Genomic DNA, 26,157 nt, shown 5'->3' with positions numbered 1-26,157 from the left:
GAGCTGCGCGACACCACGGATCCGGCTTCACTGTCCATCGCGTTCGACTGCTTCTTCCAGGGCTTGTCAGTGCTCGCCCGGGATCGTGTGCGAAGCGCAGTCATCGAGAAGGCCGTGGTCGATGCGATGGGGATGTGGGACGCGGCAGTAGATCGAGCGACGAACTAGCGCGGTGATCTTTGTCTCGCTGCGCACGAGGTCGAAGGAAAGTCGCGTCCCTGAATTGAAAGACAGCGGACATGCGAGGCCGTCCTGCAACCGGCACTCAGCGCTGCAGGCGGCCCCGCAGGTCGTACCAGATGGCCCCCAGCGCGGTGAATGGGATGCGCAACAGCCGCCCACCGGGGAAGGGGTAGTGAGGTAGCGAAGCGAACGCGTCAAAGCGTTTCGGCTGCCCCTGAAGGGCTTCGGCCAGGACCTTGCCGATCAGGTGCGTGAAGGTGACGCCGTGGCCGGAGCAGCCCTGCGAGTAGTCGATCTGCGGCGTGGATGTGGCGCTCGCGAGCTTCACAGGCAACAACCACGAGCTAGAACTGCATCCCAGCCAATGGATGGACTCGGTCGACCTGGTCGACCATTGGTTCCAGCGCCATGACCCGACGACGTCGTAACGGGGCTCCGGCCCCGGTTCATCCGCCTGGTTCATCCGCCTGAACGGCGCTTGAATCGCGCCTGTCGGTGGACAGGTTCCTGGCGGGTACTCAGGGGCGACGGGAAGCGTCCCAGATCTGCATGACCTGTGCAATCGCTGCATGCAGGCGGCTGACCTTGGCGCCATCGCGCGCGAGGGTCGACAGTCCGATGAGGAAGCTGTCGAACGCCGTGGCAAGCGCAGCGATGTCGGTGTCCGCGCGGAGTTCTCCGCCGTCGACACCGCGTCGGACGCAGGCGCGCAGGCCGGCGCGCGTATCGGCGCGCGAATCCAACAGCGGCTTCGCTACGGCGGCAGTCGTCGGTGACGACCCGCTCATGGTGCCCAACGCCACCATGCACCCCCGCGGATGGCCCGGCTCGCATTGCATCGCGGCGGAGCGGCGCAGCGCTGTCTCAATGGCCTGGCGCGGCGGCAGGCTGCCGTCCCGCAGACTGTCCGTGACCCGCCCGTGGGTCTGCAGATAGAGGTCCACGCATTCGCGGAACAACGCCTCCTTCGACCCGAACGCCGCATAGAAGCTGGGCGCGGAAATGCCTCCGCCGAGACTGTCCTTGAGCTGCGCCAGTGAAGTCGCGTCATAGCCCTGTTCCCAGAACAGATGCATGGCGTCTGACACCGCCGTGTCCCGATCGAACGCGCGGGGGCGACCCATCTTGGCCATGGTGAATTCCTGCAAGCGACGAGGTTGATTAACTTACATACTAGTTGATACAGAAGTTGTTGGCAAGCGAACTTCACGGAGTACGACATTTGTCCTTGTCGATACAAAAGTCGTGACCTCGTCAAGAGCCCGGAACTACATTTGCACTCATCGATACAGAAGTTGAGTTGAGCCAATGAAGGCGAGGGCTTTTGAAGTAGCACGGGGGCAAGGTGGCCCATTCCAGGAGGCCGGAGAACTTCTGCCGATGGCGGCACTGCTCGCCCTGGCCATGACCGGGTTCATCTGCATCGTGACCGAGACGCTGCCCGCCGGTCTGCTGCCGCAGGTGGGAGCGGGGATGGGGGTGTCGCAGGCCCTGGCCGGTCAGCTCGTGACGGCGTATGCGCTCGGTTCGCTCATCGCCGCCATCCCGTTGACGATCCTCACCCGGCGCTGGTCGCGGCGCCGTGTCCTGCTACTCACCCTCGTCGGATTCCTGCTCTTCAACACGGTCACCGCGGCGTCGGCCCGCCTTGTCGCTGAACGTCGTGGTCTGGAACAGCGCCATTGCCGGTGGCGGCGTCCTGGGCGGCGCGCTGCTCGATTCGTTGGGGGCCGTCGTCATTCCCGTGGGCGGTGACCGTGCTGACGCTGCTGGCGCTGCTGATCACACGTGCCGCGCATGCGCACGGCTTTCCACCCAAGTGGCGCCACGGCATCTAGCCGGGCGAGGCTTCGTGCCGACACCGGCGACGTTCGCTGCGCCCCTTTTTTCCTACCCGATTTTTTCAACAGGAGAGCTCATGCTTCCACCCACCCTCCGCGCGCTCTGCGCTGCAATCTCCCTCGCCCTGGCGGCCCCAGCATTCGCCGCGGACGAGTTCCCGCTGCCCGCCGGATTCACCAGTGAGCACCAGACCATCGACGGCGTGAAGCTGCACTATGTCAAAGGGGGGTCGGGGCCGCTCGTGTATCTGGTCCACGGCTTCGGCCAGTCCTGGTACGAGTGGCATCAATTGATGCCAAGGCTGGCCGAAAAATTCACGGTGGTCGCGCCCGACCTGCCAGGTCTGGGGCAGTCCGCCGTACCGCCGTCGTTCCGCGCGACCGATGTCGCGCCGCTGCTCTACGGTCTGGCGAAGAACCTCAGCGGCGGCCAGAAGTTCGACCTGGTCGCGCACGACATCGGCATCTGGAATACGTATCCGATGCTCGTGGCTCACCAGGACCAGATCCGGCGGGTCGTCTACATGGAGGCGCCTATCCCTGACGAGAGCATGTACACCTTCCCGGCCTTCACCGCTGAGGGGGAGTCCCTGGTCTGGCACTTCAGCTTCTTTGCGGCCGGGGGCAACATGGCTGAGAAGTTGATTGCCGGCAAGGAGAGGTTCTTCTTCGAACACTTCATCAAGGTGCACGCCACCAACAAGGAGGTGTTCACGCCCAAGCTGCTGGATCTCTACGCCAGGTCGTATGCCAAGCCGCACAGCTTGAACGCTGCGTTCGAGTACTACCGGGTGGTGAACCAGGGCGTGCAGGACAACAAGGTGCTGGCCAACAGGAAGATCACCGTCCCGGCCATGGCCATCGGCGGTGGCGGGCATGGTGGCCTGGGGCAGTTCCAGGCGGACCAGATGAAGCGCTATGCCACCGATGTCACGGGGGTGGTGCTGCCTGCCTGCGGCCATTGGCTTCCGGAGGAATGCGCAGTGCCCTTGAATGACGCGGTCACGGGATTCCTCAGCCAGCCGTAGCAGGCAACTACTCCCTCGCCCTTGTCATGGAAGCCGTTGGCGCCGTGTGCAGTGGCTTGGCCCGTCAGCGCTTCTGGTAGACGCGCACATAGTCGACCTCAAAACTGCGAGGGAGGACGGCGGGATCCACCCATCCTGCCATTTCGCCGCCGATGGCGAGGTTCATCAGCAGGTATTGAGGTTTGTTGAACGGCCAGGACGCCGCGCCTGTGCCCTTGTTGGCGTAGGAGTGGTAAGGCTTTCCGTCCACGGCGAACACGATGCGGTCCGCTGTCCAGGTCGCCTGGTAGTTGTGGAACGCCGTACAGGCGTCCGACACCTTGACCTCAGCGCCGTTGCCGCTGGTCCCAGCCGTTGACCGGGTGTGGATCGTGGCGGAGATCATGTCGGGATACATCCCCACCTGTTCCATGATGTCGATCTCGCCGCTGTCGGGCCAGTTGTCGTCGGTGCCGAGCATCCAGATTGCAGGCCAAGTGCCCTGGCCGCACGGCATCTTTGCGCGAACCTCGAAGAACCCATAGGTCCAACTGGCCTTGCCACGCGTGAACAGGCGGGCGGAGGTGTAGATCTGTCCACCCCAATCGGGTTCAGAGCTCAACGAGGCCTTCCGCGCGGTGATCAAAAGCGTGCCGTTCTGCTGCCGCGAGTAATCGGTCTTGGCCACCGCGTAGTACTGCTCCTCGTTGTTGTACCAACCGGTGAGGTTGGCCTCCGTGTCGTAGCCCCATTTGGCGGCGTCCGGCAGGCCGGAGCCATTGAACTCGTCGTTCCACACCATCGAGTAGCCCGCTGGTACGTCAGCCGAGTGTTGAAGCATGGGCGGAACCGGCGCAGGTGCAGGCGCAGGTGCAGGTGCAGGCGCAGGTGCAGGTGCAGGCGCAGGCGCAGGCGCAGGCGCAGGTGCAGGTGCAGGTGCAGGTGCAGGTGCAGGTGCAGGTGCAGGCGCAGGTGCAGGCGCGGGCGCAGGCGCGGGTGCGGAGCCGACGGGCAGCTTGGGCTCAGTCGTTTCGCTGCCGCCTCCGCCACAGGCACTGAGGAGCATGCACGCAAGAAGAGGGGCGAGTTGCTTAGGTTCCATCATGGTCTGCATCAGAGTTCTGGCGGTCAGCACGATGGCTGTCCGTTGAGGAGGGCCTGCGCTTGCGTCGAGCCTGGGCACGGGCCGTGGAAGTCGGGGATCGGAAGGGCTCGAGCGGATGCCAGGTGATCAGATGCATGGTCGGCGGGACATTCGGCATGGGCTGCTTCGGAGCGCACTCGTGGGCTACGCCCTGCAGGTGCCCGTTGCCGCAGGAACCGGTCTGCCCCATCGGCGGCTCTTCGCGATGCTCAGCGCAATCGACTGCATCTTGTTTTTCGTCGTCGCAAGCGGGAGCGACTTCTTCGCTGTCCTTTGCCGCGATCTCCTCTGAGGAATCGCAATTCGCGAGGCCACCTGAGTGCCTGGCGCTTGCAGGTGCTGCGCGAGACGGCTTGCCCCCGCTCGAGCAGGACGACTTCCGTGACGCGCGGAACTGCTCGATGGCCGCTTCAATGTCCGGTCGACGGGACCCCGTCAACAACCCATCCAGCGATGTCGTCGGGCGGCCTGAAGCCGTGTCGAGCACCGCCTTGGCGTGATGGATCGCGATCTGCGCCGAGAAGTCGCCGGCCGCAGCGGGTGAAGGCGCTGCGCTGATCGGTTTTGCGACGCCGACGAAGGGCGCGGTGATGGGAGGAAAGCCTCGGATGCCGGTCATGGACAACCCTGGTGATCGCTGTTCTGCGGTAGTATTAATCAACTAGTAGATAGGCCGTGTGATCACATGTATTTGGCTTGCAAGCGCGTGAAACGACGCATTCAAAGTTTGTCGCTACCGCTCCTGCCGTTCGTGCCAGGCGTTGCAGAGACCCTGATCCGCTTGCCCTCCACAAGCCCGTTCACAGCAGGCCCTAACGAGTCGTGGAGTCCGACGAACGCGCTGACATGGCTCATCGTCTTCATGACAGGCGTGTCGCTTCAGCTTCGCGGACGGTGCACGAGGCGCTCGCCGCGATCGGATCGCTGACCGCGGCGCCTGCGCGTATCTCAAAGCTTGCCGTGCAGCCGACGCAGCCCTCGACTCAGCGCCGCCCCCATGATGGATTCATGACTCTCCTCGGGGTAGACATGGGCTTCGACCGAGAACTGATCGCCGCTCCATCCGCTCAGGATCTGCTCCATCATGAACATGTCGCCCGGCATGTCGACGCTGCCCAGCGCCTTGCTGACGACCGACTTGATGTGCTCGGGCATCGGCCCGTTGAACTGCCGGCCGAAACGCGCCTTGTTCTCCAGCTCCCCCGCGCACAGGTAGACGCTGGCCGTGGGGGCGGGATGTTCAGAAACGATGCGCGTCGCGGCCTCCAGCAGCGATCGGTCGTCCCACCACAATGAGGGACTCACCGCCAGATACCGCCTGAAGACCTCGGGGCGGGTCAGGAGCGCATAGAGCGTGAACAGTCCGCCAAAGGATTGCCCCGCCAAGGTGGCCTCGGCCAGGTCGATGGGGAAGGCTTCAGCCAGCGACGGCTTCAGTTCCTCCGCCAGGAACTCGAGGAAGCCGTCGGCGCCTCCTGTAGGTGCGACGCCAGGGAGACCAGCCATGGCTGCGGTCACCGGTTCGAAAGCAAACCATTTCGTCGTCAGGTCACGGTTGCGCTTGATGACGAACGGCGGATTGGCGTCCAGCGGATACCCGATGCTGACGCCATAGACATACGGCAGGTCGAGTCCGACAGCGCAGCTCTTCAGTGTGCTGATGAGGGTGCCCGCGCTCAATTCCGCATCCGTACCGATGATCAGGCCGGCCCGATGCCCCTCGGGCGGCGTGCGATTGGGCGTGATGCACACGCGCAGGATGTCGTCGATGTTGTCTGGCTGAACCAGCCACACTTCAGTACCGGACAACAGCGTGTCCTTGTGCTTCTCAATGATCTTCATGCGTTGCTCCAGATTGCAGAATCGACAGGTGTGTTGAGGGGGATGCTCAAGCCAGTGGCCGGGTAAGACGCCGGATGGCTGGATTCACGATGGCGCCGAACGACAACGGATCGTCCACAGCCCGCGCCATGAGCATCGCGCCCTGCACGATGGCCATGAAGGCTCTGGCCGACACGGACGGCGAGGCGCCCAGGTGGAGGACACCTCGTTCGGCACCGCGTTTGAGGACCGATGCCAGCCACTCGTTCAGGAACTCGAAGTGCGCCACGACCTCCTCCGCCACCGACTCCGGAATCGTCGACTTCTCGATCCACAGCATGGAGTAGATGCAGAAGGGCGAATCGCAACTGCCAATGCAACTCTCCCAGTTCCTCGCGTAGGCAGTGAGTTCCAGGAGTGGGTCGTCAAGCTCGCGGACCAGCGCATCGAGCCCGTCTTCAGCTTCCCTGCGGGACAGCACGACGACCGCCTGGACAAGCAGCTCCTTGCTGGGGAAGTGATGATGAATGCCTGCCTTGGAAAGGTTCACCCGCTCGGAGAGATCCGCATAGCTGAAGCTGTTGTACCCACCCCCGGAGAGGATCCGCCGGGTGTGCACCACGATCTCTGCAGCCTTGGGCGAGAGGCTGCCGGCAGGGGTATCGCGAAGCCACGACAGCCCGTCCTGGTGTTGAGGCGATGTCATGTGATCTCCGGATGCGCGCAAGACCAGGCTCGCAACTCCGACTCGGCTGTCGCGGCGTCTATGTCGAGAATGTCGAAGACTGACTTCCGGTTCGGGCGCAGGCTCGCTACCAGCGAATGCGCCTGGTCCAGCGGAAGCGGCCGTCCGAAGAGATATCCCTGGATCTCATCGCAACCCAGGGCGATGAGCAGGGCCCGCTGCTCAAACATCTCGACGCCTTCCGCCAGGACGGTGAGATGCATCGCGTGTGCGAGATCGACCACGGCCCGCACGATGGGAACTTCCCCTTCGGACCACCCCCGACACATCCCGCTGATGAACGTCCGATCCAGTTTGAGCTTGTCGAGCGGCAGGCGGTGCAGGCGTGCCAGGCTGGAGTAACCGGTCCCGAAATCGTCCATGGCCACCGACACGCCCATGGTCCGTATTTCCTGCAGGACCTGGCGCACCTTGTCGGGCTCCTGCATGGCCGTGCTTTCCGTCAATTCGATCTCCAGCCATTGCGCGTCCGCACCCGACCGGGACAGCCCCGCGCGCACCATGTCGACGAAACCGGGGTGATGAATCTGCTGCATCGCCACGTTGACGGCAATCACGAGGGGCCGCGTGAATTCGGCTTGCCGTTCACCATTCCATTCGGCGGCCCGCAGGCATGCCTGCTCGAAGACCCACGCGCCGATCGGGACGATGAGTCCGGACGCTTCCGCCACCGGGATGAACTCCAGAGGAGCTACCAGGGTCCCCCATCGATGCCATCGAAGCAGGGCCTCGAAGCCGCGGAGTTCGCCCGATGCCAGGTCCTGCTGCGGCTGATAGTAAGCTCCAACTCACCTCGTTGCATGGCCGAGGCGAGGTCCTCGGCCATGCTTGGAGGCTCGACGGCGGGCAACGGCGGGTGAGGGGAGGCGCGGTGACAACTGAGGTGATGTTCACCCGGGGCAGGACGGTTCATATCGGGCGTCTTCTATGGGCCAGAGCGTTCACGATAATCGCTCTACTAGTTGGTAGACTAAAGTTTAGAACGCCGGGTGGCGGAATTCGGATCTGAAATGGATTTGGGAGCTACAGGCGCGCGGCGAAGCGCGAGGGCGAGCGCGACTTCGTCAGGCTGGAAAACGCAGTTCGAATCGGATGGTTCCGCCTTCTGAGCAGGTCACGCGCGCCTGGCCGCGATGGAGGTCCATGATCGCCTTCACGATCGACAGGCCAAGGCCGCTGGATTCGGCGGGGCGCTCTCCGGTGGCGTCCGCGCGGTAGAAGCGATCGAACAGCCGCGCAAGCTGTTCGGCAGGGATGAACACCCCATCGTTCTCGACAGCAATGAGGGCACCGGACGCGAGCGGCTCGCCGATCAGGCGCACGGTCGTGTCAGGACGGCTGTAGCGCAGCGCGTTCACCACCAGGTTGTGGATGGCGCGCCGGACCAAGGGTGCGTTGGCCATCGCGGTGCCGCTGGCCTGCACGGAGAAGCGCAGACCGGCCTCTTCAGCAGGTCCTTCAAAGTATTCGGCGATCCCCTGGAGCTCGTCGGCCATCGCCAACGGTGCGAGCGCGATGTCGAGCATCGCGTGGTCGGCCCGCGCCAGGAACAGGATGTTGTCCACGATCAGGCTCAGGCGGGTCAGTTCCTCCAGATTCGATTCCAGCAGCTGCTGATACTCGACCGGCGTGCGCACGCGGTTGAGCGCGACCTGGGTCTGCCCGATCAGTGCGCCGACCGGGGTGCGGATCTCATGCGCCAGGTCGGCCGAGAACTGGGACAGCCGGTCGTAGCCCTGGGCGATTCGATCCAGCATGGCGTTGAACACCGTCACCATCTCGCGCAGTTCCCGCGGCGCGTCGTGTTCGGGGAAGCGGATGGAGAGATTGATCGGATGGATCTGCGCCGCATGCGCTGCCACACGACGCAGGGGTCGCAGCCCATGGCGCAGTGCCAGGTAGACCAGCAACACGGAGACGGCAATCGACATCAGCGTGCTTCGCAGGACATGGAAGCGGCTGCGATCGATCATCTCCAGCTCACTCTCCAGCGGGTGCCCGGTCAGCACCTCCACCATCGCACCGTCCATTCCCGATCGCGCCAGTCCGGCCACCCAATGCATCTGGGGGTGGTCCTCGGTGCGCAGCACATCCGCTGTCGTCATCCGGCGGTCCGTCGGCACCAGGGCGAGGGCGCCCGGCACCGCGATGCCTCCCGGATTCACCTGGATGAAGGGCGGCTCCCCGACGCGACGCAGGATCAGCACGTCCGTCGTCGCGCCCAGCAGCGCCGCGAACATCAGCGACTGGTCGCGCAGGTCCTGCACGTTGCGCGCGTCGCCGACGAGGTTGCGGAAATGCTCGGCCCGGCCGATGAGCTGATCGTCCGCGTGGGCATTGATGGCCGTACGCGCGAAGAAGAAAAAGTAGGCGCCGAGCATGCCGGTCATCGCGAAGGCGATCAGCCCGCACAGCAAGGTCACGCGGACCGCGAGCGATCGAGGGAACCAGCGCTCGCTCATGTGGCGGCCTCGTCCTCGTCGGGCGCGTCGCCGAACGAATAGCCGACGTTGCGCACCGTGTGGATCAACGGCGTCGCGAAGGGGCGGTCCACCTTGGCCCGCAGCCGCTTGATCGCGACGTCGACCACATTCGTATCACTGTCGAAGTTCATGTTCCAGACCTCCGAGGCGATCAGCGTGCGCGAGAGCGCCTCCCCCTGGTGCTTCACCAGCAGGTGCAGCAGCAGGTACTCCTTGTTGGTCAAGGTGATCTCCACGCCCTCGCGTGTCACCTTGCGCCGCAGCGCATCCAGCTTGAGGTCGGCGACCTGGTACACGTCGGCGTCGCCCGACACGCCCCGCCTCAACAGCGTGCGGATGCGGAGCACGAGTTCGGTGAAGGAGAAGGGCTTGACGAGGTAGTCGTCGGCCCCGAGTTCGAGACCGCGGATGCGGTCGCTCAACTGGTCGCGCGCCGTGAGGAACATGACGCGCACATCGCCCTTCTCGCGCAGCGCCGGCATGATCTGCCACCCGTCGATGCCGGGCAGGGTCACGTCGAGGACGACGAGGTCGTAGTCGTTGTTCAGCGCCATGTGCAGGCCGTCGCGCCCCGTGCGCGACAGGTCGACGGCGTAGCCGCTCTCCCGGAGACCCTTCTTCAGGTAGTCGCCGGTCTTGGGATCGTCCTCGATGACCAGGATCTTCATGCGACGGGATTCTGCATGCCCGCAGGCGGCGTCGCATGACGTTTTTGTCATCGACCTGTCACCCCCCTCCGGCGGGCAAATTCCTACAGTCTCTTCGACCGCAACACCTGACGCTTCCAACGCAGGTCTGCTGTCTGCGCGCTGTCCTCGGAACGAGGCGCCGCGCAGCGATCACGCCCATCGGTCGGCCCCTAGCGTCGATCTCCACCAGTCCATCTGAAGGAATTTCTCATGCGTCAACGTCTTCATTCGTTCCTCGCCGCCGGCCTCGTCGCGTTGGCCGTCGCCGTTCCCGCCGTCGCCTCCGCGGCGGACGCAGTGCGCGTGCGCGGCACCGTGGTCGCCCGCACCGGCGACGTCCTGGAAGTGAAGGCCCGCGAAGGCGACGTCGTCAAGATCAAGCTCAAGGAAGGCTTCCACATCAACGCCGTCGCCAAGGCGGCCATCACCGACATCAAGCAGGGCGACTACGTCGGCATCGCTTCGCTGCCCAAGGCGCAAGGCGGCGACGGCGCGCTGGAGGTGCTGATCTTCCCGGCCGCGATGAAAGGTCTGGGCGAAGGCAGCTACGGCTGGGACCTGAAGCCCAAGAGCTCGATGACCAACGCCACGGTGTCGAACGCCGTGAAGTCGGTCGAAGGCAGCACGGTCACCCTGACCTACCACGGTCAGGAAAAGAAGATCTCGATCCAGAACGGCACGCCGATCGTGACGCTGATCCAGGCCACCGCGGATGACCTGCGCGCCGGCGCCGCCGTGTTCGTCTCCGCCGAGAAGGCGGCTGACGGCAGCCTGTCCTCCGGACAGCTGGTGGTCGGCAAGGACGGCGTCGTTCCTCCGATGTGATCGTGACGCGGCCGGCCATGAGCCGGCCGCCTGAAGTGGAGCCCGCCATGCAGAACACCCCGACGCCCCCCGTCGCGCCGACGCTTGCCGTCGAGCCGCCGCCAGACGTGGACCGGCCCCCTGAAGCGGAACGACCGCGCATCACCCTTGTCCGGAGACATGGGGTGGTGGTCCGGCTGAGTCACTGGTTCAACCTGGTCTGTGTCGTGTTCCTGCTGGCGAGCGGGCTCCAGATCTTCAACGCGCATCCTCGGCTCTATCTGGGCAAGTTCGGGGCGGACAACGATCACGCGGTGTTCGAGATCGCCAGCACGGGCTCCGGCGAGTCGCTTCGGGCAAGCCTGCGCATCGGCGGCCTGAGCGTGCCCACCACGGGCGTCCTGGGCGCGAGCAAGGAGGACGGCGCGCTCGTCGAGCGCGCGTTCCCGACCTGGATGACGCTGCCGTCGTATCACGACCTCGGCGCCGGCCGGCGCTGGCACTTCACCTTCGCGTGGCTGCTGCTGTTCAACGGACTGGTCTACATGGCTTACGGAGTCTTCCGGGGCCACTTCCGCCGGGATCTGCTGCCGTCACGCGACCAGCTGACGCCGGGCCACCTCTGGCACGAAGTGCGCGAGCACGCGCGCCTGAGGTTCGCGAAGGGCGAGGAGGCGCGGCGCTACAACGCGCTGCAGAAGCTGACCTACCTGCTGGTGATTTTCGTGCTGCTGCCCGCGATGCTGGTGACGGGACTCGCGATGTCGCCGGGGGGGAACGCGATGGTGCCGCAGCTGCTCGATGTGCTGGGGGGGAGGGCGACCGCACGCACCCTTCATTTCGTCAGCGCCTGCTCGATCGTCGCCTTCGTCATCGTGCACGTGGCCATGGTCGTGGCGTCGGGCCTGTGGAACAACCTGCGCTCGATGATCACCGGGCGCTACGCCATCCAACTCGAAGAGGACAAGCAATGACACGACTTCTCACGCGTCGACGGCTGCTCGGCGGCGCGGTCACGGGTCTTGGCGCGCTGGCGCTGTCCGGATGCGATCGTCTGGTCGCGACGCCCGGCGTGGACGCCATGGTCCGCAAGACCGAACACCTCACGCAGGGCGCGCAGCGGCTGTTCCTTGAACGGGGACGACTGGCGACGGAGTTCACCGAGGCGGACCTGTCTCCCGTATTCCGTGCCAACGGGACGAGCATGCCGGACTCCGAGGAGTACGCGCAGCTTCTGAACGGCAAGTTCTCGGACTGGCGACTGCGGGTCGACGGGCTGGTCCAGCGGCCGTTGTCGCTGTCGCTCGAAGACCTCATGGGCCTGCCTTCACGCACGCAGATCACACGGCACGACTGTGTCGAGGGATGGAGCGCGATCGCCAAATGGCAGGGCGTGCAGCTCAGCCGGGTCCTGGACGCCGCGCGTCTGTCGCCCGGTGCGCGCTACGTCGTCCTGCACTGCGCCGATGAACTCGAGCAGACGCTCGACGGCAGCGGACGGTACTACGAGAGCATCGACCTGATCGACGCGTGGCACCCCCAGACCCTCCTGGCCTACGCGATGAACGACCAGCGGCTGCCCGTCGCGCATGGGGCGCCGCTGCGGCTTCGCGTCGAACGGCACCTCGGCTACAAGCACGCGAAGTACCTGATGCGCCTGGAGGTGGTGTCCAGCTTCACCCACCTCTGGGGCGGTAAGGGCGGCTACTGGGAAGACCGCGGCTACGAGTGGTACGCCGGCATCTGATCGACAACAGGACATCACTTCATCATGAACAAGCAAACCGACACCGCCATCGTCCGTCTGGACCAATGGCTCAAGCGCTACTACCTGGCGCGGGCGCTGTTCTCCATTGTCTGGGTCGCCGCTGCGCTCGTGATCGGCACCCGGTCGATCACCGTTGCCGCCGTGCTGCTGGTCCTCTATCCCGCCTGGGACGCCGTCGCGAACTGGGTAGACGCCAACGCGAGCGGCGGCCTTCAGGCCAATCGCACGCAGCGCATCAACGTGTGGGCGAGCGGTCTCACGACCGTCGCCGTGTGCCTGGCGCTGACGGCGGGCATGAACGCCGTCCTCGGCGTCTTCGGGCTCTGGGCCATCGCCTCAGGTCTGCTGCAGCTCGGGACCGCACTGCGTCGCTGGAAGTCGCACGGAGCGCAGTGGGTGATGGTGCTGAGCGGCGCGCAGTCCGCGCTGGCCGGCGGCTTCTTCATCGCCCAGTCGCAGATGCCGACCGTGCCGTCGATCGCCAACGTCGCCGGTTATGCAGGCGTCGGCGCGCTGTACTTTGCGATCTCCGGCGTGTGGCTGACGGTGCGCCAGATGCGGAGCAAGCAGGCCGCGGCTTGAAAAATGAAACAAGCCATCCACGCTTCGAGTGTCATCCTCATGAGGTGGTTGCTGGGCGTTCCATTCGCTCCCGACGTATTGAATTCGACGATCCGGAAACCATGAACTTTTTCTTTCGCATGAATTCAGGCGTTGGTGCCTCGATCGCGGGCGTTGCGATCGCGATGCTGACATCCCTGAGCGGACCCGCCGTCGCGGCGAGTCAGGGCGACCGGCTGGCGACGATGGAAGCCGCGCTCGACGCATGGCGCATGGACGAGGTCGGCGCCATGCTCCCTGGTCTGCCGCACACCGTCGGGGGAGATTACCTGCGTGGCATCGCCGCCAACCGCGCCAACGACATCGATGCGTCCCGGCAAGCGCTCCTGCGCGCGCTGCCGGCACTCGAGCGGGAGCATTCGCCGAGAACGGTCCAGGCGCTGCTGGTGCTCGCCGACGACTATCGGAAGAGCTCGTCCTATTCCAAGCAGGCGAGCACCCTGCGCCTGGCCGTATCGCGCTACGCCGACCAGATGAAACCCGGGATGCTGGATGGCGTTCGGACCGACCTGGCCTTGGCGAGCGCGCTCTCCGGCTCGCCGCCGCAGACCGTGAGCCTGTCCGGCGAGTCGCGCGTGCCGATTCGCCGCAACCCCTTGGGAACCTTCGACGTGGATGTCGTGGCCAATGGCGTCGACGCTGCCTGGATGCTGGACTCCGGCGCCAACTACTCGATCGTCAGTGCGAGCTTCGCCAGGCGCCTGGGGCTGGACGTCAAGGGTGACATCGGCGAGGTCGCCAGCAGTACCGAGATCGCGGTCAGCAGCAAGGTGGCTGTCGTGAAGGAGATCCGCCTTGGGAGCGCCACGCTCCGCAACGTGGTGGTGCTCGTGGTCGACGATGAACATCTGCACATTCAGCTTCCCCATGCGGAACACCAGATCTCCGCAGCACTGGGCTATCCCGTGTTCCAGGCGTTGGGCCGGGTGAGCTTCATTGGAGACGAGGCCATCTCGATCGGTTCGCCATCGCTGGCGACCGGCGAGGGCGCGCGTCTCTACATGAATGAACTGACGCCGGTCGCCCTGCTGGGTGTGGAGGGTGTGCAGATGCCATTCAGCCTCGATACGGGAGCCAATGTCACGGACCTGTCCTACACGTACTGGATGACGGTGAAGGATCGCGCGTCGGACTGGCCACGCAAGACGAGCAGCTATGCCGGCCTGGGCGGAGCGAAAACTCGCGAGACAGCCATCCAGCCCGAATGGAGGGCGTTCGTCGGCTCTGAGGAAGTCGTGCTCAAGGAGGTGGACGTGAAGACGCAGCGTGGACCAGGGGAGGGGCCCCAACCCATGTTCGGCAACCTGGGGCAAAACCTGTGGCGCGACGCATCGGGATTCACGATCGACTTCCGGGCGATGCGGTTCAGGATCGACAGATAGCCTGTCGGCGGTGTGTTTCAGAGCGGGGCTTCGGCCCCGTTTCCGTTTGCATTCAAGCCTGTCGATCCCGCGGGTCTTGAAGATTGCAAACATGTAATGCCAATGTGCGTTTCAAGTGGGTGGTCGGTTTCTAAAGTTCATTCCCAGCAGTCGACGAAACGCGCTGCAGAACCTGAACGATTCATTCCACCCAACGTTTCAAAGGAAACCGAAATGACCACCCGCCAACAGTCGCCCCGTACCCGTCGCCTGACCCCGATGACGATGCTGCGCATCGCCGGCCTGCTTGCCATCGCCGCACCGGCTTTCTCGCATGCCGCCACGGCACACGTCTCTTGCCTCGACACCTTCGCCAATGGCATGTGCGTCTATGGAAGCGCTGACACCGGTGCCGCGCCCATGCGCGTTATCGACTTGACCGCCACGAAGCGTGACGTGAGCGTCCAGTACGGCGAGACCGTCCGCTTCGTTGCTGGCGATCGGTCTTTCATCTGGACCTTCAACGGTCTGGGTGGCCGCAACGTGTCGCTGAGCCGCATTGCGCCCGAAGGTTTCCAGACGCATGGCGTGGCGGTCGAAGTCGACGTCGACCCGAGCACGCAATCCTGATCGAAAGAGGGAGCACGCCATGAATCGGAGACTTTGGTCGGTCAGTTGATGACCGCGACATTCGTCGCTACCGTGTCGCTCGGCGCTGCGCACGCCCAATCCGCCAATGCGGACGCTACGCCCGTCGCCGAGCCCATCTCCGACTCCGCCAAATCGTCACCGGTCGCCGTCCACAACGTCGTACTGGTGCACGGCTTCCACGCGGACGTGAATTCCGGCCACGTCCCGATGCTGTCGCAGCCACAGGCTGTCGCACATCTGATCGTCAAGGCAGCGAACGGTCAGCGCTGAAAGACGCGTTGTGAACGACAGCCGCCCGGAGCTCCATTGAAAGCTTTAAGGACACTCTGCAAAACTCCGCGCTGATCCGCCTTGCAAGGGCGTGACGGTTCGGGGAGCATGCTGCACATGAAGCAGCTCGGATTTGGATTCAATCTCTCCACGAAGAAGACGCGCAAGCGCGATTACTTGAGGAGATGGAGCACGTGGTGCCGTGGGGCGTGCTGGTGCAGGTCGTAGACCCGTACGACTCGAAGGCCAAGACCGGCCGCCCGCCGTTCCCGGTGGAGACGATGTTGCGGATCCATTACCTGCAGCAGTGGTTCGGCCTCTCGGACCCGGCGATGGAAGAAGCGTTGCACGACGTGCCGCTCTACCGTGAGTTCGCCCGGCTGGAGGGCGCGACGGACCTTGCGATGGTCTCGTGCGAGACCTGGCGGTCAGGGTCATCTGGGTACACGCGGCGCAGTGTCGCAGCGATCTGCCATGGCGACCACTTCCAGGACAACATCGTCGTCACCGCGCCCCACAGAACGCCTCTCGGATCGAGCGTGGTCGGACCTCTGGCCGCCCGTCGCCGGGATGCTCTTCGGCGCTGCGCCGCTTGCGATTCGTAGGTGGCGTCCTTGGCCGCGTGGCGTAAGCGTTCCGAGAAGTCAGGTTGACCCCGAGCGAAATAAGCGATGGTCGATCAGATGGACGGAGGCAAGTGCGAGGCGGCTGCTGAGCGCAACTCCACCACGATGCTGGGCAGGTCAAGCTGCGCGGCGTCACGCTTGGAGATGAGCGCCTGGTACGCACGGGTTTGGCGAAGAAGCTTGACTGCGAAGTAGCCCACCAGGAGAGCGAGACCCGCCATACCGAACCGCTGCGTCACGGCGAGCGCCACGGCAAGAGCAAACGTTGCAAGGGACACGACTACCGGAGCGCGTGAAAGCCAGAGTTCGCTTGAGGTTGCCTCAACCCGAAGGGTTTGGCTGACCAACTCGTCAGGGAACTCAGTGTGGAACGCTGTGTAGCGGTATTCGCCCTGTGGGATCGCTCCATCCGCTCTGATGTGGCGGTTCGGCTTGAAGCCGACAAATGTGGATTCGATGCCTCCAAAGGCCACATTGCCTTGTTCGGTGCGGAATGCACCCGTGAGTTTGTCATCGGCAAGGCAGTAGCGCTGTAGCTCTGCCGGGATCGGTTCGTCCACATACAGGTGCAGCAGGTAGCCTCCATCCCCGCCAGTGGGAAAGCGAACCAATCGGTTGGATGCCTCTAGCGCTGCGACTGTCGAATCATCTGGCCTCGCTGCCGGCAGCGCGTTGACATCAAACAGCGCCATCTCGGCAGCGTCTGTCCCACCGGGGAGGCGAAGGTGCGTCATTCAGCCGCGGCTCTCAAGTGTTGGTTACCCATGGGCATTCTTGGGAACGCCCCACATGGCCTCGTACAGCGCTCGCACCGTATGCGCGATATGGGGCCATGCCCAAACCCGGTCGGAAACGTCGAGGTCCCACATTAGGTTCTCTGCATAGGCGACATCGACTAGCGATCGCACTGACTCAGAACCTTGGCGATGCTCCGTGGCCATGAACTCCGTATGAGCCTTGATAACCGCTTCATCATGCCGCCTGACGGCTTCGGAAGTTCTGTCTGCGAAGGCCTCGATCCAAACGAATGTCACTTCATCAGGAGCCCATCCGCGCTCTTGCAGCCATTGATCCGTTGTCAATGCCTCTTCGGGGAATCTGGTGCGAGTGCGCTCCACCAGGCCTCGTGCTTCCGCATCAGCGTCCATAGCTCTCTTGCTCAGTGCGTTGTTGTGCAGTCTGCCACTGGTACGGCATGAATCGCCCCAGGTTTGCTAGACATCTCCGAGCCTCAGAACTGAGGCCCAATAGGAGGTGCCATGAAAACGAACCAACCCTACGCGGAAGAATTCAAGATCGAGGCGGTCAAGCAGATCACCGAGCGCGGCCACAGGGTCGCTGAGGTGTCGGCGCGAATCGGCGTCGGTCAGCACAGTCTGTACAAGTGGATCAAGGCTTATGGCGTGCCAGCACCTGAGCGGCACATGGCCAATTCGCAGGCTGAAGAGCTTCGACGACTGAAGGCTCATCTCAAGCGTGACCGAGGAGCGTGACATCCTAAAAAAGGCCGCAGCTTACTTTGCCAAGCAGTCCGGGTGAGGTACGCGTTCATCAAGGAGCACGAGCATGAGTACAGCGTGCGCCGCATGTGCAGCGTGATGCAGGTCCACCCGAGCGGCTTCTACGCGTGGAGAGCCGAGCCGCAGAGTCCGCGCGAGCAGATGACCGCAGGCTGCTGGGGCTGCTCAAGCATGCCTGGCTTGAGAGCGGCGGGACCTACGGTTACCGCAAGCTCACCCTGGACATGCGCGACCTCGGCGAGTGCTGCGGCAAGCATCGCGTGGCGCGGCTGCTCAAGCGCGGAGGACTGCGCTCTCAGACGGGCTACGGACGTTGGCCCGGCCTGCGTGGTGGCAAGCCTACCGTGGTGGCGCCAAATCACCTGCAGCGACAGTTCACTGTCGACGAGCCCAATCGAGCTTGGGTCACCGACATCACCTACATCCGCACGCACGAGAGCTGGCTGTACCCGGCGGTGGTCGTGGACCTGTTCTCGCGACAGGTCGTCGGATGGTCCATGGGCAGCCGCATCGACACGACTTTGTGGTCCTCGACGCGTTGCTGATGGCGCTGTGGCGGCGGCGACCCCAGTCCTCGGTGATGCTGCACTCGGACCAGGGCTGTCAATTCACGAGCCATGAATGGCAGGACTTGCTGCGCGAGCACAACCTCGTCTCCAGCATGAGTCGTCGCGGCAACTGCCACGACAACGCCGTGGCAGAGAGTTTCTTCCAATTGCTCAAGCGGGAACGCATTCGTCGACAGATCTACCCGACACGAGATGCAGCCAGGTCCGACGTCTTCAGCTACATCGAGATTTTCTATACCGCCAAGCGGCGCCACGGTACTGCCGGCGGCACATCGCCCGCCGAGTGCGAGCGCCGCCATTCCCAACGGCTCAGGACTGTCTAGGAAATCCGGGGCGATTCAAGCCACTCGGCACGGAGCACCGACGCCTGGGCGTCGGCCTTGAGAAGGTCAGGCGTCCCCAGGGAGCAGCGGTGCGCCCACTCACTGGGGTACTGAGCCTTGAGGTCGTCTGGGGTCTTGATCCGCCACTGATAGTTCTTCGATGCCTTGATCGAATAAACCCCAGTTTCACGCTTGGGCATGGTGCTGTCCGTCATGTTCAGATTTTGTCTCAGGTGACACACTGAACTGACACACCAGCCGTTCCAAGTCCTTGTCAGCCGCCAAGTTGTTGAGGCGCAAGGAAAAAGAGAAAGAAGGTTGACGAGCCTTACCCTCGGCACTGGTCACAACGGTTAGGGCTGCTTGGTTCCCCATCTGACCCGGTTGGCCGCGCTTCCATGCGAGGAGGCCCGTCAACGAGCATTCTATCCGAGCTTTCGAGGGGCTCCGACCGAGTCGCCCTCGATCGCTCCTCCGTCCGCGCCTCCCCGTGCGACCCGCGTGCGAACAACGCCGCCGCGCCGTCGACTCAAGTCCCGCGCCTGTGGTTAAATCCGTTCCGGACCTCGCGGGCGCCAGCCCTCCAGTGCCATCGCCGATTTACCAACTACTTGCGGGCGATCAACAAATGCGGCTAAAGCGTTGCGGCTCCGACTGCCCCCGGACCGGCAAACGCCGGTGATCTCTGTGGGCTCTCGGAGTTTTTTCATGTCCGCTCGTCTCGCTCAGTTCGACGCTCTGCTGTCCCGCCGCCGCGCCGCTCGCATCAGGACCTCCACGGCTAACGCCTTGCCCGCCCAGGCCCCGCGCACCTTGCGCGACCCCTGGGGCGAACCGGTCGCCGAGTTCTCCCGCTTCCCGTCCGACCTCGAACTGCTCAAGGCCGCCCATCGCCTGCAAGCCGACGACTGGATCGGCGCCCTCGCCGACGACGGCCAGGCCCACCGCCTGAACGCCGCCTGGCGTCTGGCCCTGCTGCGCGCCGACCGCCATGGCCGCGCCCGTTTCTCGCGCGAGGTCGGCCCGCAGTGGCTCAGCGCGCCCCACGTCGCCCGCCCCGGCGAACGCCCCGCCGCGCTGCGCCGCGAGCTCCACGCCGCCGCCGTCGACCAGCTCTGGTCGGCCGGCTGGAAGCTGGTCTGAGTTCCGCCTGCTCCCTCACATCGCCCGATTGCAAGCGTCCCCAACCCTGATCGTGCGCAGCAGGAACCGCCTCACGGCCACCGCGGTGGGCGTCACGCCGTGACGAGCCGCTCCGCGAGCCAGGCCTCGGTGGCGTAGGGGAACGCGATCGTCGGTTCGCGCAGTTCCGCGTAACGATCCCTCAGCGCGCGCAGCCGGTCCGCAACCCGCGCCTGTTCCGCCTCCGGCAGCGCCGCGATGAAGCTCACCGACAGGATGCGGTCCAGCACGACCTGCTCGAACGACCCCACATGGCTGTGGGGCAGCACCGTCCGCTGCAGCGGCCCGAAGAGCGCCTGCCCCTCGAAAGGCTGCTTCCACGTGCCCTTGTAGAAACGCGGCGCGTCACCCTCATAGGGGGTGACGATCTCGGTGATCTCGGCGACCCAGTCGCGCGACTCGTCACGCACGTTCCAGATCAGGCCGAGCCGCCCGCCCGGGCTGAGCACGCGGTGCATCTCGCGCAGTGCCTGCGCATTCGCGAACCAGTGGAAGGCCTGCGCGCAGACGAGCACGTCGGCATCGCCGTCCGCCAGCGGGATCGCTTCCGCCGTGCCTGCGAGCGCCCGCACGTCGGGGAGGCTCTGCGACAGCCGCGCGCGCATCGCGTCGACCGGTTCGACCGCCGTCACCGTCGCGCCGGTGCGCGCCAGCAGCTTCGTGAACTTGCCGGTGCCCGCGCCGAGGTCGACGACCCGCGCGCCCGCTCGCACGCCGAGCGCCTCGCCCAGCCAGCCGGCGAGGGCGTCGGGGTACTCGGGGCGGCCGCGCTGGTAGTTGTCGGAGGCGCTGGTGTAGCCGCGCTGGGCAGCGTCGTGGATGGGGGTGTTCGAGGGCATCGGATGATCCTACGCGCCATGCGGCCAGAAGGCGTCAAGACCGCGTCATCGGCGTGATCGGCCTCATCCGCCTCATCAGCTCATCCGCTCATCGCCTCGACCGGCTCGACCGGCTCGACCGGCTCGATCATTTCGCTCAAACTCGTCAGAGTCCTAGCAAGACCTGACGCGTCACCGACACCGCCATCACGTACGCGAGCGCGACCAGCGCCAGCACGTAGCCGAGGACGCGGAACTCCCCGCGCCCGAAGGCCCAATGCCCGGTCGCGAAGTAGATCCCGAGCGCGATGAACTTCGCCGTCATCCAGGGCTCGTAGCGCGGGTCGTGGTGCAGGGCGCCCCACAGGCTGATGCCAGATACGACGATCAGCACGTGGCTGCTGAACACCAGCGTGCGCAGCCGCTCATCCGTCACCCACGCGGCGCCGAATTGATGCGCGAGCCCGCGGACCAGGAACAGCCCGATGCTGCACCACGCCAGCAGCGCATGCATCTTGACCATCGGCACGTAGAACCAGTCCATGACCGGGGAGCTTCGTCACCGGGCGGGGGGATGTCAACCAGGGGAACGTGGGGCGAGTGGCCACGTAGAGGAGCAGTTGCGCCGGAGAGCGATAGATCAGCGTCCGGGTGATCCGGGATCCCGAGGAGGTGCTCGCTGGGCGTAAGGAGTACCGCCGCGATCAGGCCGATCTGACGCGCCAGACCGTGTCCCCCTTTCGGGAGAAGCCATCCCCGTCGTTCGGGCGAAGAATCCGCCCGTGCCATCCCACAGGAGCTCCCCATGGTCACCGACCTGATCCGCACCGGCCGCGAGGACGCGCCGCAGGGTAATCGCCGCGATTTCATGGAAGCTGCCGCCGCGCTAGGCATCAGCGTGATGGCAGGGCCGGTGCTGGCGCAGTCGGGGCAGGGCGGCGCGCCCGACCTCATCCTGCGCAACGGCCGCATCACGACCATGGATCCCGCCAGGCCCGAGGCCACCGCGATCGCGCTGCGCGACGGCGTCGTGATGGCCGTCGGCTCGGACGCGGAGATCGCCAAGCTCGCCGGCGCCAGGACCCGCGTCGTCGACGTCGAGAAGCGCCGCGTGATCCCGGGGCTGACCGACTCCCACATGCACATCATCCGCGGCGGGCTCAACTTCAACATGGAGCTGCGCTGGGACGGCGTGCGCTCGCTGGGCGCTGCCTTGCAGATGCTCAAGGACCAGGCCGCGCGCACCCCCGCGCCGCAGTGGGTGCGGGTGGTCGGCGGCTGGAACGAGTTCCAGTTCGACGAGAAGCGCATGCCCACCCTCGCCGAGCTGAACGCCGCCGCGCCGGACACGCCGGTGTTCGTGCTCAACCTCTACAACCAGGCCTTCCTGAACCGCGCCGCCCTGCGCGCCGTCGGCTACACCAAGGACACCCCGCAGCCCGCCGGCGCGATCATCGAACGCGACGCCCGCGGCGAACCCACCGGCCTGCTGCTGGCCGAGCCCAATGCCTTCATCCTCTACAACACGCTGAACCTCGGCCCCAAGCTCGACCCCGAGCAGCAGCTCAACTCGACGCTGCACTTCATGCGCGAAGAGAACCGGCTCGGCGTGACCTCGGTCGGCGACGCGGGCGGCGGCTTCCAGAACTACCCCGACGACTACGGGATCATCGACAAGCTCGCCAAGGAGAACCGCCTCACGGTGCGCATCGCCTACAACCTGTTCCCGCAGAAGGCGAAGCAGGAACTGGCCGACTTCCAGCGCTGGGCGAAGATGGGCAAGCCCGGCGACGGCAGCGACTTCTACAAGCTCAACGGCGCTGGCGAGATGCTGGCCTTCAGCGCTGCGGATTTCGAGGACTTCCTCCAGCCCCGTCCCGAGATGCCGGCGGCGATGGAGAACGACCTCGAAGGCGTGGTGCGATTCCTCGCTGGCAACGGTTGGCCGTGGCGCATGCACGCCACCTACAACGAGACCGTCTCGCGCAGCCTGGACGTGTTCGAGAAGGTCCACCGCGACCATCCCATCGACAAGCTCGGCTGGTTCTTCGACCACTGCGAGACGGTCACGCCGCAGAACCTCGAGCGCATCAAGCGGCTGGGCGGCGGCATCGCGGTGCAGAACCGGATGTCGATGCAGGGCGAGTACTTCATCCGCCGCTACGGGCTGAAGGCGACGGCCGAGACGCCGCCGGTCAAGCGCATGCTGGAGATGGGCCTCCCCGTCTCGCTGGGCACCGACGCGACACGGGTGAACAGCTACAACCCGTGGCAGGCGCTGTACTGGCTGGTGTCGGGACGCACGATCGGCGGCACAGTGCTGTATCCGGAGGAGCGTCGACTGGACCGCATCGCCGCGCTGCGGTTGATGACGGCCGACGGCGCCTGGTTCTCGCGCGAGACCGGGAAGAAGGGCGTGCTGAAGCCGGGCGCCTTCGGCGACCTGGCGGTGCTGGACCGCGACTTCCTGACCGTGCCCGAAGACCAGATCCAGGACATCACGTCCGTGCTGACCGTGGTGGCCGGCAAGCCGGTGCACGGCAGCGGCGCGTACGCGTCGCTCGCGCCGGCCCTGCCGCCGGCGATGCCGGACTGGTCGCCGGTGCGCCGCTACGGCGGCTATCAGGCGCGCAAGTCGTCGGTGGCGACGTCGATGAGCGACGCCGAACGCCGCTACCAGTACGCCGCGCAGTGCGCCTGCGCGAGCGGCTGCGGCGTGCACGGTCACGATCACACGGCGGTCGCGAGCGCGGCGCGCGACACGACGGCGGCGCAGGCGTTCTGGGGCGCCCTGGGATGCAGCTGCTACGTGTGAGGCCGTCGCCGACCTTCAGTCGGCGAGTCCGAACAGCTTGGCCGCATTGCCCCACGCGATCTGGCGGGCAATGTCCGCCGGCAGATCGCCAAGCCAGACGCGGTAGCCCGTCATCGTGGCCTCGTAGTACTGCCAGCGCTGGTTGACCCAAGTGTCGGAGCCCACGAGGAAACGATCCGGGTACTTCCCGATCAGCGCTCGCCACTCGGGGCAGAGCTTGCCGTCGTCGCAGGTGAGGCCGGGGCGGTAGGACAGCTCGCCCATCAGCCTCGGGTACTTCGCGAGCAGCGCCTCCACGCGCTCGATCGACGCGCCGTTGATCCCGGTGTGTGCCCAGATCAGGCGCGCTTCGCGGCCCTTGCTCGGTGTGCCCGCCATCAGCAGGTCGATCGCCTCGTCGTCGACGTGCGCCAGCACGACGAGCGACTGCTGCTCCGCCAGCGCCATCAGCTTCTGCGCGACCGGCCCGCGCGCGTTCGCGCTGTCGTAGAGGTGGAACTCGCCGAGCCCGCGGTACGGCCCTGACGCCGTCCCGCGCGCGAGTTCGTCCTGGACCATCCGGTAGATGCTGTCGTCGCGGAACCAGCTGTCGTAGTCGGCCCGGTTGCGGTAGAGGCGGATGAACGGCACGACGGTCACGCCGGCCGCGCGCGTCTGCGGCAACTGCGCGAGCGTGCGCGTGCCGTCGTTCGGGCGCGAGTTGGAGAGGATCGCCTTCACGCCGCTGCGCTTCATGCGCGCGAGCACGTCCGACGGGGGATGCGGTCCTTCGCGGCCGTTCCAGGCTTCCTCGTTGTAGTGGAGGTGGGCGTCGAAGATCGGCCCGCCGTAGTCGGCGACGTGGGCCACGCCCTCGGACTGGCACAGCGCCAACGCGGCGCACAGCGGCATCAGCAGGCGGAAGGCAGGACGCATGAGCGGCTCCAGTCGACGGGACCGGAGTCGATTCTCACTCAGACCCCCACTCAGACACTCACTCGATCGACAGCAAGGTCACCGAGCGGGCCGGCACCGTGAGCGTCTTCCCCAGCACCTTGCGATCGCCCGTCATGACGTCAACCGCCCTATCGCCGTCGCGCAGCATTTCCGGGAAGCGCGTCAGGTCCAGCTCGCGCGGCGCCTTCGCCTTGCTCATCACCAGCATCAGGCGCTTGCCCTCCCGGCCCTTTGCCGCGTCGTAGCGGAACAGCACGTAGCTCTCCTCCAGCGGTGCGTATTGCATCAGCGCGCCGTCGTGCACCAGCGTTTCGGCCTTGCGCCAGTTCAGCAGCCGCTTCAGCCACGCCTGCGCGCCGGCCTGGCGTTCGCCCAGCCCCGCGCCGGTGAAGGCGTTCACCGCATCGCCGGCCCAGCCGCCCGGGAAGTCCCCCCGCACCGCGCCGTCGTCGCGATGGCGCGGGCTGGTCATCAGGATCTCCGAGCCGTAGAAGAACTGCGGGATGCGCCGCACGAAGGCCAGGTAGGCCCAGGCCATCTTGGTCAGCTCGAGGTCGTCATGCAGCACGCTGTAGACGCGCGGCGTGTCGTGGTTGCCTTCGAACAGCACCAGCTTGGCCGGGTCCGGATAGACGAAGTCGTGCGCCAGTGCCTCGTAGAGCTTCATGAAGCCGCCGTCGTGCGCATCCTGCTGGTTCAGGCCGGCCAGCAGCGCCTCCTGCAGCGGGAAGTCCATCAGGCTGGGCAGCGACGACACGTAGCCGTCGTGGTTGCGCTTGCCGGCCTGCCAGTACGAGACCACCGCCGGATGCGGGCTCCACTCCTCGCCGACGATGTTGAGCTTCGGATACTCGTCCGTCAGGCGCTTGGACCAGGCGGCCAGGAAGTCCTTGTCGGAATAGCTGTAAGTGTCGGTCCGCACGCCGGCCAGGTCGGCGGTCTCTATCCACCACAGGCTCATCTGCGTCAGGTAGGTCGCGACCAGCGGCTGGCGCTGGTTGAGGTCGGGCATGCCCGGGCTGAACCAGCCGTCGCTGAAGCGCTGGCGGTCGCTGGGCGCCGCGTACGGATCCTGCAGCGACATGCGCGCGTGATGCGTCTCGGTGTACTGGGGCCAGGCGTTGACCCAGTCCGCCGTCGGCAGGTCGCCCATCCACCAGTGGTGCACGCCGATGTGGTTCAGCACGATGTCCTGGATCAGGCCGATGCCATGGCGCTTCGCCTCCGCGCCCAGCCGCACGTAGTCGGCGTTGCTGCCGAAACGCGGATCGACGCGGTAGAAGTCCGTCGCGCCGTAGCCGTGATAGCTCCACTTCGGGCTGTCGTTGACCGACAGCGGCGTGGGCCACAGCATCGTGAAGCCCATGGCGGCGATGTAGTCGAGGTGGGCGGTCAGGCCGGCGAGGTCGCCGCCGTGGCGGCCCCCTGGATCCTGCCGATGCAGGCCTTCGGCGAGGCCCGGCACGACGTCGTTGGAGGGATCGCCGTTGGCGAAGCGGTCCGGCACCACCAGGTAGATCGCGTCCTTCGGGCCGAAGCTCGCGCGCTGCGCGGAGCCCGGCGCGCGCGCGCGCAGGGCGTAGGGATGTTCGATGACGACCTTGTCGCCGCGCTTGAGACGCAGCGTGAGCGTGCAAGGCTTCGCCGACGCCTCGATCCTCAGATCGACGAACAGGTAGTTGGGGCTGTCGCCGCGCCGGGTGCCGACCAGCGAGACGCCGGGGACCGGAACGAGCTCGACCTGTAGGGCGCCGATGCCGCCGCCGTGCAGCATCAGCTGCAGGTCGGGCGACTTCATGCCGACCCACCAGTCCGGCGGCTCGACGCGGTCCAGGGTCATCGGGGCGGTGTCGGCGACGGGGGCAGGGGCGGCCGTCGCGGCGGCGGCGGGAGCGTGGGTCATGACGAGAAGGCTCGAAGCGAGGAAGACACGGGAGGCGAGTGAAGCGAGTGAGGTGGGCGAGGGCGACATCCTGCGCA

27 protein-coding genes, 1 other RNA gene and 3 pseudogenes are annotated in these 26,157 nt (G+C 65.6%); 14 read left to right on the top strand and 17 right to left on the bottom strand.

From position 1 onward, the window contains the following. Positions 1-265 precede the first annotated feature (265 nt). Together PV762_RS19455 and PV762_RS19450 are read right to left on the bottom strand one after the other, a co-directional pair. Complete coding sequence (locus PV762_RS19455; protein ID WP_421036641.1) at positions 266-511, bottom strand: hypothetical protein; 246 nt, start codon at positions 509-511, stop codon at positions 266-268. A 190-nt stretch (positions 512-701) separates the two neighbouring features. Further along, a complete protein-coding gene (locus tag PV762_RS19450) occupies positions 702-1,316 on the bottom strand; it encodes a TetR/AcrR family transcriptional regulator (RefSeq protein ID WP_421036640.1) in 615 nt (204 codons plus the stop codon). Positions 1,317-1,563: 247 nt separating this feature from the next. On the opposite strand from PV762_RS19450, the gene PV762_RS19445 reads away from it, so the two are divergent. Beyond that, positions 1,564-1,938, top strand: coding sequence for an MFS transporter (locus PV762_RS19445; protein ID WP_421036639.1), 375 nt, complete (start codon positions 1,564-1,566; stop codon positions 1,936-1,938). A 163-nt stretch (positions 1,939-2,101) separates the two neighbouring features. Further along, positions 2,102-3,052: an alpha/beta fold hydrolase gene (locus tag PV762_RS19440; RefSeq protein WP_421036638.1), complete on the top strand. Its 951-nt coding sequence runs from the start codon at positions 2,102-2,104 to the stop codon at positions 3,050-3,052. A gap of 64 nt (positions 3,053-3,116) precedes the next feature. On the opposite strand, the gene PV762_RS19435 is transcribed toward PV762_RS19440, so the two are convergent. After that, complete coding sequence (locus PV762_RS19435; protein ID WP_421036637.1) at positions 3,117-3,872, bottom strand: glycoside hydrolase family 16 protein; 756 nt, start codon at positions 3,870-3,872, stop codon at positions 3,117-3,119. A 17-nt stretch (positions 3,873-3,889) separates the two neighbouring features. Between PV762_RS19435 and PV762_RS19430 the strand changes: the two genes are divergently transcribed. After that, complete coding sequence (locus PV762_RS19430; RefSeq protein ID WP_421036636.1) at positions 3,890-4,090, top strand: hypothetical protein; 201 nt, start codon at positions 3,890-3,892, stop codon at positions 4,088-4,090. Between the two features lie 32 nt (positions 4,091-4,122). Here the strand turns inward: PV762_RS19430 and PV762_RS19425 are convergent, their stop codons facing one another. The 6 genes and pseudogenes from PV762_RS19425 to PV762_RS19400 form a co-directional block, all read right to left on the bottom strand. Further along, positions 4,123-4,794 carry a hypothetical protein gene (locus tag PV762_RS19425; RefSeq protein ID WP_421036635.1) on the bottom strand — a complete coding sequence of 224 codons (672 nt, stop codon included), beginning with the start codon at positions 4,792-4,794 and terminating at the stop codon, positions 4,123-4,125. 329 nt (positions 4,795-5,123) lie between these two features. Then, positions 5,124-6,017 carry an alpha/beta hydrolase gene (locus PV762_RS19420; RefSeq protein ID WP_421036634.1) on the bottom strand — a complete coding sequence of 298 codons (894 nt, stop codon included), beginning with the start codon at positions 6,015-6,017 and terminating at the stop codon, positions 5,124-5,126. 46 nt (positions 6,018-6,063) lie between these two features. Next, positions 6,064-6,702, bottom strand: a complete 639-nt coding sequence (locus PV762_RS19415) for a TetR/AcrR family transcriptional regulator (protein ID WP_421036633.1) — start codon at positions 6,700-6,702, stop codon at positions 6,064-6,066. Further along, positions 6,699-7,508 (bottom strand): annotated as a pseudogene (locus PV762_RS19410) (EAL domain-containing protein); the annotation flags it as partial. The pseudogene PV762_RS19410 and the gene PV762_RS19415, both read right to left, overlap by 4 nt. A 297-nt stretch (positions 7,509-7,805) precedes the next feature. Next, the gene (locus tag PV762_RS19405; RefSeq protein WP_421036632.1) at positions 7,806-9,203 is read right to left on the bottom strand and encodes a heavy metal sensor histidine kinase; all 1,398 of its coding nucleotides are present in this window, start codon (positions 9,201-9,203) and stop codon (positions 7,806-7,808) included. After that, entirely contained in the window at positions 9,200-9,892 is a 693-nt protein-coding gene (locus PV762_RS19400) for a heavy metal response regulator transcription factor (RefSeq protein WP_421036631.1), read from the bottom strand. The genes PV762_RS19405 and PV762_RS19400 overlap by 4 nt, the downstream gene beginning before the upstream one ends. A gap of 231 nt (positions 9,893-10,123) precedes the next feature. On the opposite strand from PV762_RS19400, the gene PV762_RS19395 reads away from it, so the two are divergent. The 8 genes and pseudogenes from PV762_RS19395 to PV762_RS19360 all read left to right on the top strand — a co-directional run. After that, positions 10,124-10,738, top strand: coding sequence for a hypothetical protein (locus tag PV762_RS19395; RefSeq protein ID WP_421036630.1), 615 nt, complete (start codon positions 10,124-10,126; stop codon positions 10,736-10,738). 47 nt (positions 10,739-10,785) lie between these two features. After that, positions 10,786-11,691, top strand: a complete 906-nt coding sequence (locus PV762_RS19390) for a cytochrome b/b6 domain-containing protein (protein ID WP_421036629.1) — start codon at positions 10,786-10,788, stop codon at positions 11,689-11,691. Continuing rightward, on the top strand, positions 11,688-12,464 hold the full coding sequence (locus PV762_RS19385; protein ID WP_421036628.1) for a molybdopterin-binding protein: 777 nt from the start codon (positions 11,688-11,690) through the stop codon (positions 12,462-12,464). The genes PV762_RS19390 and PV762_RS19385 overlap by 4 nt, the downstream gene beginning before the upstream one ends. 24 nt (positions 12,465-12,488) lie before the next feature. Further along, positions 12,489-13,067, top strand: coding sequence for a DUF308 domain-containing protein (locus tag PV762_RS19380; protein ID WP_421036627.1), 579 nt, complete (start codon positions 12,489-12,491; stop codon positions 13,065-13,067). A 101-nt stretch (positions 13,068-13,168) separates the two neighbouring features. Then, the gene (locus tag PV762_RS19375) at positions 13,169-14,488 is read left to right on the top strand and encodes a retropepsin-like aspartic protease family protein (RefSeq protein WP_421036626.1); all 1,320 of its coding nucleotides are present in this window, start codon (positions 13,169-13,171) and stop codon (positions 14,486-14,488) included. Between the two features lie 213 nt (positions 14,489-14,701). Continuing rightward, positions 14,702-15,097, top strand: a complete 396-nt coding sequence (locus tag PV762_RS19370; RefSeq protein ID WP_421036625.1) for a CzcE family metal-binding protein — start codon at positions 14,702-14,704, stop codon at positions 15,095-15,097. A gap of 48 nt (positions 15,098-15,145) precedes the next feature. Beyond that, on the top strand, positions 15,146-15,388 hold the full coding sequence (locus PV762_RS19365; RefSeq protein WP_421036624.1) for a hypothetical protein: 243 nt from the start codon (positions 15,146-15,148) through the stop codon (positions 15,386-15,388). Between the two features lie 117 nt (positions 15,389-15,505). Next, positions 15,506-15,780 (top strand): annotated as a pseudogene (locus PV762_RS19360) (transposase); the annotation flags it as partial. Between the two features lie 287 nt (positions 15,781-16,067). Here the strand turns inward: PV762_RS19360 and PV762_RS19355 are convergent. Together PV762_RS19355 and PV762_RS19350 are read right to left on the bottom strand one after the other, a co-directional pair. Beyond that, positions 16,068-16,706, bottom strand: a complete 639-nt coding sequence (locus PV762_RS19355) for a hypothetical protein (RefSeq protein WP_421036623.1) — start codon at positions 16,704-16,706, stop codon at positions 16,068-16,070. A gap of 66 nt (positions 16,707-16,772) precedes the next feature. After that, a complete protein-coding gene (locus tag PV762_RS19350) occupies positions 16,773-17,162 on the bottom strand; it encodes a DUF7674 family protein (protein WP_421036622.1) in 390 nt (129 codons plus the stop codon). Between the two features lie 111 nt (positions 17,163-17,273). On the opposite strand from PV762_RS19350, the pseudogene PV762_RS19345 reads away from it, so the two are divergent. Next, a pseudogene (locus PV762_RS19345) lies at positions 17,274-18,426 on the top strand (IS3 family transposase). On the opposite strand, the gene PV762_RS19340 reads toward PV762_RS19345, so the two are convergent. Continuing rightward, entirely contained in the window at positions 18,423-18,641 is a 219-nt protein-coding gene (locus tag PV762_RS19340) for a DUF6538 domain-containing protein (protein ID WP_421036621.1), read from the bottom strand. The pseudogene PV762_RS19345 and the gene PV762_RS19340 sit on opposite strands and share 4 nt — an antisense overlap. A 102-nt stretch (positions 18,642-18,743) precedes the next feature. Continuing rightward, an RNA gene (gene ffs, locus PV762_RS19335) (signal recognition particle sRNA small type) lies at positions 18,744-18,841 on the bottom strand. 293 nt (positions 18,842-19,134) lie between these two features. On the opposite strand from ffs, the gene PV762_RS19330 reads away from it, so the two are divergent. Beyond that, the gene (locus tag PV762_RS19330; RefSeq protein ID WP_421036620.1) at positions 19,135-19,569 is read left to right on the top strand and encodes a hypothetical protein; all 435 of its coding nucleotides are present in this window, start codon (positions 19,135-19,137) and stop codon (positions 19,567-19,569) included. A 92-nt stretch (positions 19,570-19,661) separates the two neighbouring features. Here PV762_RS19330 and PV762_RS19325 read toward each other — a convergent pair whose 3' ends face one another. Both PV762_RS19325 and PV762_RS19320 read right to left on the bottom strand, forming a co-directional pair. Beyond that, positions 19,662-20,447 carry a methyltransferase domain-containing protein gene (locus PV762_RS19325; RefSeq protein ID WP_421036619.1) on the bottom strand — a complete coding sequence of 262 codons (786 nt, stop codon included), beginning with the start codon at positions 20,445-20,447 and terminating at the stop codon, positions 19,662-19,664. A gap of 145 nt (positions 20,448-20,592) precedes the next feature. Beyond that, a complete protein-coding gene (locus PV762_RS19320; protein ID WP_421036618.1) occupies positions 20,593-20,970 on the bottom strand; it encodes a SirB2 family protein in 378 nt (125 codons plus the stop codon). Between the two features lie 357 nt (positions 20,971-21,327). Here PV762_RS19320 and PV762_RS19315 point away from each other — a divergent pair, with 357 nt between their 5' ends. Beyond that, positions 21,328-23,241 carry an amidohydrolase gene (locus PV762_RS19315; RefSeq protein ID WP_421036654.1) on the top strand — a complete coding sequence of 638 codons (1,914 nt, stop codon included), beginning with the start codon at positions 21,328-21,330 and terminating at the stop codon, positions 23,239-23,241. Positions 23,242-23,256: 15 nt separating this feature from the next. Here the strand turns inward: PV762_RS19315 and PV762_RS19310 are convergent, their stop codons facing one another. Then, positions 23,257-24,132 carry an amidohydrolase family protein gene (locus tag PV762_RS19310; RefSeq protein ID WP_421036653.1) on the bottom strand — a complete coding sequence of 292 codons (876 nt, stop codon included), beginning with the start codon at positions 24,130-24,132 and terminating at the stop codon, positions 23,257-23,259. Positions 24,133-24,214: 82 nt separating this feature from the next. After that, a complete protein-coding gene (locus PV762_RS19305) occupies positions 24,215-26,080 on the bottom strand; it encodes a glycoside hydrolase family 13 protein (protein WP_421036617.1) in 1,866 nt (621 codons plus the stop codon). Positions 26,081-26,157 lie beyond the last annotated feature (77 nt).

Origin of the sequence: Mitsuaria sp. CC2 (genome assembly GCF_048957715.1) — a bacterium.
GTDB lineage: Bacteria > Pseudomonadota > Gammaproteobacteria > Burkholderiales > Burkholderiaceae_C > Roseateles.
The sequence above is the reverse complement of the archived record's forward strand: the minus strand, read 5'-3'. Positions and strand labels throughout refer to the sequence as shown.